The organism is Microbulbifer agarilyticus S89, from assembly GCF_000220505.1.
Classification (GTDB): Bacteria; Pseudomonadota; Gammaproteobacteria; order Pseudomonadales; family Cellvibrionaceae; genus Microbulbifer; species Microbulbifer agarilyticus_B.
Genome location: NZ_AFPJ01000055.1, coordinates 46,322 through 55,996 on the forward strand (window position 1 = coordinate 46,322; position 9,675 = coordinate 55,996).

The following is a 9,675-nucleotide window of genomic DNA, read 5'->3' on the forward strand; positions in this document are numbered from 1 at the left end:
CGTGGCTTAGATAACTTCGGGAGCCAGTGAGATGATCTTCATGAACTTCTCACCGCGCAGCTCGCGAGTTACCGGGCCAAAAATACGGGTGCCAACCGGAGCTTGGTTCTGGTTCAGCAACACCGCTGCGTTATCGTCAAATTTGATCAGGGAGCCGTCCGGGCGACGCACACCTTTTTTGGTGCGAACCACAACAGCGGTCATTACCTGACCCTTTTTCACTTTACCGCGGGGAATTGCTTCCTTAACGGTTACCTTGATGATGTCGCCAACGCCAGCGTAGCGACGGTGGGAGCCGCCCAGCACCTTGATGCACATGACACGGCGAGCCCCACTGTTATCGGCTACTTCTAAGTAGGATTCTGCTTGAATCATTGTTCCTCTCCGAAAACCTGTTTAGGTCTTCACAGTCAATGGGCCCAGGATTAAACCTTCGCCGCACGCTCTACAATAGTCTGCAAGGACCAGGACTTACTCTTGGACAGCGGACGAGATTCTTCAATGGTCACAACATCACCGATGCCGCATTCATTGTTTTCGTCGTGTGCCTTGAGCTTGGTGGACTTGCTCACGATTTTGCCGTAGATCGGGTGCTTAACACGGCGCTCGATCAAAACGGTGATGGTTTTATCCATCTTGTCACTCACAACCTTACCGGTCAGAGTACGCTTCAGTTTTGCTTCAGCCATGATTAATTACCTGCCTTCTCGGTCAACACAGTCTTAATGCGAGCAATGTCGCGACGAGTCTGCTTCAGCAGATGGGTCTGAGTCAGCTGACCGGTGGACTTCTGCATACGCAGCTTGAACTGTGCTTCAAGCTGAGTAATCAGTTCCTGGTTCAGTTCTTCAACTGACTTTGAGCGTAGATCTGCAGTCTTCATTACATCACCGAACGCTTAACGAAAGTTGTCTTTACAGGCAGCTTGGCTGCGGCGAGCTCAAATGCTTCGCGAGCCAATTCTTCGGAAACGCCTTCCATTTCATAGAGGACTTTTCCTGGCTGAATCTGGGCAACCCAGTATTCAACGCCACCCTTACCTTTACCCATCCGAACCTCAAGAGGCTTGTTGGTGATGGGCTTGTCCGGAAACACACGAATCCAGATTTTACCGCCACGTTTAACGTGACGAGTCATTGCGCGACGAGCCGCTTCGATCTGACGCGCAGTAATGCGTCCACGACCGATGGCCTTGAGGCCGAACTCGCCAAAGCTCACTTTAGAGCCGCGCTGAGAAAGACCGCGGTTGCGACCCTTCTGTACCTTGCGGAATTTTGTACGCTTTGGTTGTAGCATCTGCGCACCCCTTACTTAGCTTTTTTGCGAGGCTTCGCTGGCTTCTCTTCGGCAACTTCGTCACCGATGACTTCACCTTTGAAGATCCAAACTTTCACACCAATGATGCCGTAAGTAGTGCTGGCTTCAGCGGTGCCGTAGTCAATGTTGGCGCGCAGAGTGTGCAGCGGTACACGACCTTCACGGTACCATTCGGTACGCGCGATCTCGGCGCCGCCCAAACGGCCGCTAACCTGGATCTTGATACCTTCTGCGCCCTGACGCATGGCGTTCTGTACGGCACGCTTCATAGCGCGACGGAACATAACGCGACGCTCCAGCTGCTGAGCAACGTTCTGGCCAACCAGAGTGGCGTCCAGATCAGGCTTGCGCACTTCTTCGATGTCGATGTGCACGGGCACACCCATCTGCTTGCTCACCTCGTTGCGCAGACGCTCTACGTCTTCGCCTTTCTTACCGATTACGATGCCCGGACGCGCAGTGTGAATGGTCACACGAGCGGTGTTGGCCGGACGTTCGATCTCGATGCGGCTCACAGAAGCGTGGGCCAGTTTCTTGCGAATGAATTCGCGAACTTTCAGATCCGTGTACAGCTTGTCTGCGTACTCGTCGCTGCCGGCATACCAAACAGAAGTATGCTTTTTAACGATACCCAGACGAATGCCGGTAGGATGTACTTTTTGTCCCATGGTTTTCTCGCCTGCTCTCTTATTTCTCGGCTACTTTCACAGTGATGTGACAAGTACGCTTCAGAATACGATCGGCACGACCTTTTGCACGCGGCTTAATGCGCTTCATGGTCATACCCTCATCCACGAAGATGGTGGAAACCTTCAGCTCGTCGACGTCGGCACCTTCGTTGTGCTCGGCGTTGGCGATTGCAGATTCCAGAATCTTCTTGACGATCGCAGCACCCTTCTTGTGGCTGAAAGCCAGGATATCCAGGGCTTCCTCGACACCTTTGCCGCGAATCTGATCAGCTACCAGACGCGCTTTCTGTGCCGAAAGACGAGCACCGCGTAGTTTTGCTTGCACTTCCATCTCTATAACCTCGGCTTAGCGCTTCTTCGCTTTCTTATCCGCGGCGTGGCCACGGTAAGTGCGGGTAGCGGCGAATTCGCCCAGCTTGTGGCCAACCATTTCTTCGTTGACCAGAACGGGCACGTGTTGACGACCGTTGTGTACAGCAATCGTCAGGCCCACCATTTCCGGCATAACCATGGAACGGCGGGACCAGGTTTTAATCGGCCGGCGATCATTTTTCTCGATCGCTGCCTCCACCTTCTTGATCAAATGCAGATCAATAAAGGGACCTTTCTTTAATGAGCGTGGCACTGTCGATTCCTCTCTAGCAGCTCAGACATCGCGCGGCTTATTTGCCGCGACGACGTACAATCATGTTGTCGGTGCGCTTGTTCTTACGCGTTTTCTTACCCTTGGTCGGAACGCCCCAAGGTGTCACAGGGTGACGACCACCGGAGGTACGACCTTCACCACCACCATGCGGGTGGTCTACCGGGTTCATCGCCACACCGCGAACGGTAGGACGAACACCGCGCCAGCGTTTGGCACCAGCTTTACCCAGCTTGCGCAGGCTGTGTTCAGAGTTGCTCACTTCACCCAGGGTGGCGCGGCACTCAGACAGAACTTTACGCATTTCGCCAGAACGCAGACGGATAGTCGCGTACTGACCTTCACGGGCAACCAGCTGTACAGAGGCACCGGCAGAGCGGGCCAGCTGAGCACCTTTACCAGGCTTCAGCTCGATGGCGTGAATGACAGAACCAACCGGGATGTTGCGCAGCGGCAGGGTGTTACCTACAGCGATGGGCGCAGCGTCGCCAGACTGGATCTTGGCACCGGCCTTGAGGCCTTTCGGCGCAATGATGTAACGACGCTCACCGTCGGCGTAGCACACCAGAGCGATGTGCGCAGTACGGTTAGGATCGTATTCCAGACGCTCAACGGTGGCTGGAATGCCATCTTTGTTGCGTTTGAAATCCACTACGCGATAGTGATGCTTGTGACCACCACCGATGTGACGGGTGGTAATGCGACCGTTGTTGTTACGGCCACCGGTCTTGGACTTCTTCTCAACCAGCGGAGCGTAAGGCGCACCTTTGTGCAGGTCGGAGTTAACAACCTTAACCAGGTGACGACGGCCGGCAGAGGTCGGTTTTGTTTTTACAATAGCCATTGCAACTTTCCCCTTTACTCAGCAGCTTCGAAGTTGATGTCGCTGCCTTCGGCCAGACGAACGTAGGCTTTTTTCCAATCGTTGCGCACGCCCATGCCGTAGCGGGTGCGCTTGGTTTTGCCTTTAACGTTCACGGTGCGAACCTGCTCAACAGAAACGTTGAACAGCTTTTCAACCGCAGCTTTCACTTCAGCCTTGGTGGCATCGGTGGTCACCTTAAACACTACCTGGTTGGCGGCATCCGCCAGTACAGCAGCCTTCTCGGAAATTACCGGACCCAGCAATACTTTGTAGATTCGCTCTTGGTTCATCCCAGCACCTCATCAATTTTCTTCAGTGCAGAAACGGTAACCACGACCTTGTCAAAGCGAATCAGGCTTACTGGATCGATAGCCTGTACATCGCGAACATCGATCTTGTGCAGGTTGCGCGCGGCCAGGTAGAGGTTTTCATTAACCTCTTCGGTCACGATCAACGCGTCGGACAGATCGTACTGTGCCAGCTTGGTTACCAGCTGCTTGGTCTTCGGCGCTTCAACGTCGAAAGACTCAACTACAACCAGACGCTCCTGACGAGCCAGCTCAGAAAGAATACAGCGCAGTGCAGCGCGGTACATTTTCTTGTTGAGCTTTACACTGTGATCACGCGGCTCAGCGGCGAAGGTTACGCCACCGGAACGCCACAGCGGGCTGCGAATAGTACCGGCACGAGCACGGCCAGTACCTTTTTGGCGCCACGGCTTCTTGCCGCCGCCGGAAACCGCAGAGCGGTTTTTCTGAGCCTTGGTACCCTGACGAGCGCCAGCCATGTAGGCGACGACTGCCTGGTGCACCAGGTCCTGATTGAATTCACGACCGAAAGCCACTTCAGAGACTGCAACAGTGCCTTTAGCGCCTTCGGGAGTAGCGATATTCAGTTCCATATCTATTTCCCCTCAGACTTAGGCTTTAACTGCCGGACGAACGATTACGTCACCACCGGGAGCGCCAGGTACGGCACCTTTAACCAGCAGCAAGTTACGTTCGGCATCAACACGAACCACTTCCAGGTTTTGCGTAGTTACACGCTCAGCACCCATGTGACCGGCCATTTTCTTGCCTTTCCACACACGACCAGGAGTCTGGCACTGACCGATAGAACCGGGAGCGCGGTGAGACAGGGAGTTACCGTGAGTAGCGTCCTGGGTACGGAAATTCCAGCGCTTAACGCCACCCTGGAAACCTTTACCTTTGGAAGTGCCGGTTACGTCGATCTTCTGACCAGCTTCAAAGCCAGATACAGTGATTTCAGAACCGATTTCGAAGGACTCTTCAGAACCGTCAGTGCGCAGTTCGAAAAGTGCAGAGCCAGCCTCAGTGTTGGCTTTGGCGAAGTGGCCCGCTTGGGGCTTGGAGACACGGGAAGCCTTACGGGAACCCACAGTTACCTGAACCGCGGAGTAGCCGTCAGTTTCCACAGTTTTCACCTGAGTGACGCGATTCGGAGCTACCTCGATAACAGTTACCGGGATAGAAGCGCCATCTTCGGTGAAGATGCGAGTCATGCCGCTCTTGCGGCCGACAATACCTATAGTCATCTTTTCAACCTCTCAGTGCACGGGGCTTTAACCCACTGCGGCCGCCCAATTTCAGAGCGTTACACTACCCAGACCGTTTTCGCCTGGGATTCGGTAGTTAATTTAACGTGTTAGCCGAGACTAATCTGAACCTCAACACCGGCCGCCAGATCGAGCTTCATCAGCGCGTCAACGGTTTTCTCGGTAGGTTCTACGATGTCCAGCAAACGCTTGTGAGTACGGATTTCGTACTGGTCGCGCGCGTCTTTGTTGACGTGCGGAGAAATCAGTACGGTGTACTTCTCTTTACGAGTCGGCAGCGGGATAGGACCGCGTACTTGTGCGCCAGTGCGCTTGGCCGTCTCAACAATCTCCTGGGTAGACGCGTCGATCAGCTTGTGATCGAACGCCTTCAGGCGAATTCGGATGCGTTGACCCTGCATGGAATCAAACTCCAATAATAAAAACTAAAGAACGTCCTTTTACGCAACCCCGAGGGCGGGCGAAAAGGAGCGCGAATTCTACGGGCGAAGTTTTGAGCTGTCAACCGCTAATAGCGAACACTCATGCGGGCATAAAACACGGCAGATTCCTGCTCCGGAATCGCTTCCTTGGTGGGCTCCGCGTAGTTCATCGACAGTGACCATGAAGACCCGGACAGTGCCATTCCGAGCCCACCGGCACCCAGAGGTGTCTCGACATTGATATTGCCGGAGCCGTCCTGACTGCGGTCCAGGGACTTGGCCTCACCGTAGTCAAAGAACAGGTACGGCTCGACGGTCACCCCCCATGGCTGCCAGGCATCGTAGTGCAGCTCAACCTGCCCGTACCACCCTCGGTCGCCGCTGACAGCGCTGGGCAGATAGCCCCTGATACTGGTAGGACCACCCAGCGAGAACGATAACGACCCCGGCAGCTGTGCGTCATTACTGTACTGCCAGGAGGAAAGCAGAATGCCGTAGAAACCTGTAGTACCTGCACGCAGATATCCGGTCAGGGCGCCGTTATACAGGGTTTCCTGGGTAGCCTGACGCGCAGACCCCACGTCCGACTTGTCGTCAAAATCAGTGTAGGCCAGCATTTGGCGACCGGTCAGCTGCCAGTTGCGCCCCACCCAGTTCACACTCACACCAACCTGACCCTGCAGGATAGCGTCGTCACTAAAGACAACCCCAGCAATTTCAGTGGTAGAACGGGTATAGCCCGCGGCGCCAAGCACATTCAGCCAGCCGCGCTCGCCGGACCACGCTAGCCAGGAGGACTCGAGGCCGAGGCGGTGAGAATCACCCTGCACATCGGAAGTGGCGAAATCCCCTTCGGTCAGGTCGGTACGGGTCAGTGACGCACTGCCACCGACACGCCAAAGGGTACCCGGCAGAGGCCGGTTGTAGCTGAGACTGAGGGACTGCGCCCCCTCACTACCCGACAGGTAAGCAATGGCGCGGTCGCCACCAGACAACAGGTGCTGGCGGCGATACATAAAGCCGAGTGACTCGCGCCCGGAACTCTCGTAACCGTAATTATCGGCGAACGTCTGGAAAAAGCCGCGTTCGGGCTCTTGGACCGTGACCACAATATCGGTCAGGCCGAAGGATTCACCACGGCGCAGTTCCGCCCGGATGCGTTCGTCATGCAAGCGGTTGAACTCGAGGATATCCGCCTGCAGCAGCGGCATATCCACGGTTTCCTGCCCCTGGTGCTTGACCATCCATTCCGAGAAGAAGGCATCCGGCGTGTATTCGTTGCCTTCAAAGCGGATTTCACCCAGCTTGCCCTCAATCAGGCGAATCGACACTACGCCCTCTTTTACTTCCTGCTGCGGCAAGACCGCTACGGCGGTGTAGACGCCCGACTCGCGGTAGGTGCGGTTAACCGACTCGACGATTTCCATCAGCTGGCTGTGCGCTACCTGCTGCCCCAGGTACGGCAGGACGATGTCCCGCAGCTGCTGCTCGGTAAGTAGCTCCGATGGACTGAAGCGTACGCTGCGCAACTCGAACACCGGCCCCTCAAGCTCCCGGGGATCACCGGTCACTTCAACTTCATCAATCAACCGCAAAGCGGGCATCGCAGGGCGATCCATCAGCAACTGCTCGCGACGACGGATCTCCGCGGCCTGCTCGCCGGCATCAGCCCCTGGAATGTGGTCGGGCAGATCAACTTCCGTCTGCGCCCAGGCACAGGGCGCCGCTACTGCGAGCACCAGTGCCTGCGCGAGTTTTCCAAATTCCAACCTTGCCACTTTCACCACCATTCAGGTTTATCGCCAATTTCCGCCGGTTCGCGCCGGAACGGCCGTATTACATCTTTTTATATAAACGTCTATATAAACGTCGTTCGCGCTTACCCCCTCAAGCGAGGGGGAGAGAATTAGCGCATGGCCAGCGTGTCGTCCCGAGAGATTTCCGCATAACCGGGTTCGTCACTTTCCGGATCCATCTCGCTGTACTCATCCGGGTCCAGCCAATCGACCGGGTTCCAGAAGTACTCTTCCGCATTCAGATAATCCAGCGGACGACTGAACCACAAGCGCCACAAGTCGCGACCTTCGGCACGTTCGCCGTCGATGGAATTTTCCAGCTGGTGCTCGATGGAAAGACGGCTGAAGCCGGGGTCACCGATCGCATACTCACCGTCTTTACCCTGATAGGTCAGAACCAGAGGATCGCGATAGCGAGTGACCTGCGCGTTGGTGAGCAGCAAGTTGCCCTGCACATCCAACCAGAACTCCCCATAAGGCGTAACTAGCTGGCCATTCAGGTCCTGTGGTGACAGGTCGACGTTATCCAGGGTCAAACTCAACACGCCACTCTGCATATCCAGCTCAGAGATCACTTCTGCACTTTCAATCCGCAGGTCACCACTGGTGGAGATTGCGCCGTAATCAGTCATCAGGCGGTCGATGGTCAAACGCTCATTGTTTTCCACATTGACGCCTACCCACTGAGCGGCTGCGCCATCGATGTTGGTCAACGTCAGGAACAGCTCCGGGTTGCCCTGACTATCCACGTTCATATCGATGGTTGGTGCCCGCAGCTCCAGCTCGCCAGAAGCGGTCATCAACACCTGATCAATCTGGATACCCTCCTCGGCGATAAAGCTGCCTTCTGGAATGGTCATCTGGTTCGCCAGCAGGAAGCCGTCGATCCACAGATGCGGGGTACCAATCAGCTCGGCAATTTCTACATCGCCGAAGGCGCGCATATGGATGTCGCCATTCTGCGCAGACAGCAGTTCCGCATGCGCGTCGTTTAACAGGATCAGGTTGATATCACCTTCATCGGTGACAGCGGAGAACCAGGGCACATCCATGATCAGAGGATCGCCGATGCCCGTTGCCGCGCTCAGGTAGCTGCGACCACCGGCCACACCCTGCAGGTGCAGGTCGGCATCGCTGCGTCCGTCAATACGGCCGTTGCCGCTCAGCAGGTCAAATGCGTAATCGCCACTCCAGCTACTGCTCAGTTCCGACAGCAACATGCTTTCGGAGCTGTGCACGCGGATACCACCTTGCGACTCCAGGCGGCTACCACTGCCCATGGTCCAACGGTTGGTATCGATTGCCACAGCACCACCCGCTCTCACCAGGGTGCTCGCAGACTGGGCAATGTCGCCAGTAGCGTGCAAGGTCAGCGCGCCACCGGTATGCGCGTCGCGGCGCAGCGCTACGTCACCACCATTGATGAGCGCGAAATCACCACCGACATTCAGCAGTTGCAGGTCCGCATCGCCAACCAGCGTAACATCGCCGTCACCGACAACCTGCAGGCGCGCATCGCTATCCATTTGCCAGCTTGCTGCCGATGCAGACAGATCGCCATGCACGACCAGATGCTGACCTTCGGCCTGAGCCATGTCAGCGGCGATATCCAACTTCATGCTACCGAAGGTTTCCGCACGCTCATTCAGCTGAAGCGCTCCACCGGCGGTAATTTCGGTGTTGCCCTGGCCAATGAATTCGGCCAATACAACATCGCCCGCGCTATCGAGCTGAGTATTTCCAGCTACTTGCAACAGGCTGCCCTGCCCCATCACAAAGCTGTTGGCGCTCAGGGTAAATGCATCACCACTCACCACATCCAGAGTGGGATCTACGCTGACAGCACCCGCTGCAGACAACAGCACAGGCCCACCGGCAGTCAGGTGATCGCGCAGCTGGATGTCAGACATAGAACTGCTCAGGGACAGTGCACTGCCACTATCCACCCTCGCCAGACGCATGCCTGCCACAGTGGCGATATCGATTGCACCACCAACCTGCAGCAGAGCGTTGTCACCCATGGTCCAGCTGTTCGCGGAAGCGGTCAGGTCGTTGCCGATGGTGAACTGCTGTCCGGCAGATTGAGTGACGTCACCGCGCAGGGTGAGGTTCGCAGTGCCGGTGACCGCAACGTGGTCGGTCATGGTCAGGTTGTCGCCATCGACGATGGTGAGGTCGGCACCGATGTTAGCGGCTTCGCTGAAGGCGATATCGCCACCGGCGGTCAGAACTGCATTGCCATCTACATCCACCAGTGCGTAACGCTGCTCGTTGGCGGTGGTCGCATCGAAGTCACTCGCCACTTGCAAGCTGGCAGCGGTGCCCATGGTGAAGCTGTCGCTGGTTGCGGACAGATTGTTACCACTC

The 9,675-nt window shown here is 56.2% G+C and carries 14 protein-coding genes; all 14 read right to left on the bottom strand.

Features of this window, described 5'->3' with window-relative positions; all coding sequences use genetic code 11:
• Positions 1-6 precede the first annotated feature (6 nt).
• Positions 7-375, bottom strand: coding sequence for a 50S ribosomal protein L14 (gene rplN / locus AS89_RS0116310; protein ID WP_010133837.1), 369 nt, complete (start codon positions 373-375; stop codon positions 7-9).
• A gap of 50 nt (positions 376-425) precedes the next feature.
• Positions 426-689, bottom strand: a complete 264-nt coding sequence (gene rpsQ, locus AS89_RS0116315; protein WP_010133838.1) for a 30S ribosomal protein S17 — start codon at positions 687-689, stop codon at positions 426-428.
• Positions 690-691: 2 nt separating this feature from the next.
• Complete coding sequence (rpmC, locus tag AS89_RS0116320) at positions 692-883, bottom strand: 50S ribosomal protein L29 (RefSeq protein ID WP_010133840.1); 192 nt, start codon at positions 881-883, stop codon at positions 692-694.
• Positions 883-1,296, bottom strand: a complete 414-nt coding sequence (gene rplP / locus AS89_RS0116325) for a 50S ribosomal protein L16 (RefSeq protein ID WP_010133841.1) — start codon at positions 1,294-1,296, stop codon at positions 883-885. The genes rpmC and rplP overlap by 1 nt, the downstream gene beginning before the upstream one ends.
• A gap of 11 nt (positions 1,297-1,307) precedes the next feature.
• Positions 1,308-1,985 carry a 30S ribosomal protein S3 gene (gene rpsC, locus AS89_RS0116330; protein ID WP_010133842.1) on the bottom strand — a complete coding sequence of 226 codons (678 nt, stop codon included), beginning with the start codon at positions 1,983-1,985 and terminating at the stop codon, positions 1,308-1,310.
• A gap of 19 nt (positions 1,986-2,004) precedes the next feature.
• A complete protein-coding gene (gene rplV, locus AS89_RS0116335) occupies positions 2,005-2,337 on the bottom strand; it encodes a 50S ribosomal protein L22 (RefSeq protein WP_010133843.1) in 333 nt (110 codons plus the stop codon).
• Positions 2,338-2,352: 15 nt separating this feature from the next.
• Positions 2,353-2,631 carry a 30S ribosomal protein S19 gene (gene rpsS, locus AS89_RS0116340; RefSeq protein WP_010133844.1) on the bottom strand — a complete coding sequence of 93 codons (279 nt, stop codon included), beginning with the start codon at positions 2,629-2,631 and terminating at the stop codon, positions 2,353-2,355.
• Between the two features lie 37 nt (positions 2,632-2,668).
• Positions 2,669-3,493: a 50S ribosomal protein L2 gene (gene rplB, locus AS89_RS0116345; RefSeq protein ID WP_010133845.1), complete on the bottom strand. Its 825-nt coding sequence runs from the start codon at positions 3,491-3,493 to the stop codon at positions 2,669-2,671.
• 14 nt (positions 3,494-3,507) lie between these two features.
• Positions 3,508-3,804 (bottom strand): 50S ribosomal protein L23, encoded by a 297-nt coding sequence (gene rplW / locus AS89_RS0116350; RefSeq protein ID WP_010133846.1) that lies wholly within the window; start codon positions 3,802-3,804, stop codon positions 3,508-3,510.
• On the bottom strand, positions 3,801-4,415 hold the full coding sequence (gene rplD / locus AS89_RS0116355; RefSeq protein WP_010133847.1) for a 50S ribosomal protein L4: 615 nt from the start codon (positions 4,413-4,415) through the stop codon (positions 3,801-3,803). The genes rplW and rplD overlap by 4 nt, the downstream gene beginning before the upstream one ends.
• A gap of 18 nt (positions 4,416-4,433) precedes the next feature.
• Positions 4,434-5,069 (bottom strand): 50S ribosomal protein L3, encoded by a 636-nt coding sequence (rplC, locus tag AS89_RS0116360; RefSeq protein WP_010133848.1) that lies wholly within the window; start codon positions 5,067-5,069, stop codon positions 4,434-4,436.
• 110 nt (positions 5,070-5,179) lie between these two features.
• On the bottom strand, positions 5,180-5,491 hold the full coding sequence (rpsJ, locus tag AS89_RS0116365; RefSeq protein WP_010133849.1) for a 30S ribosomal protein S10: 312 nt from the start codon (positions 5,489-5,491) through the stop codon (positions 5,180-5,182).
• Positions 5,492-5,598: 107 nt separating this feature from the next.
• A complete protein-coding gene (locus AS89_RS0116370; RefSeq protein ID WP_158217380.1) occupies positions 5,599-7,290 on the bottom strand; it encodes a ShlB/FhaC/HecB family hemolysin secretion/activation protein in 1,692 nt (563 codons plus the stop codon).
• A 128-nt stretch (positions 7,291-7,418) separates the two neighbouring features.
• Positions 7,419-9,675: hypothetical protein (locus AS89_RS18825; protein WP_010133852.1), on the bottom strand; the 2,257-nt coding region annotated here is incomplete at its 5' end.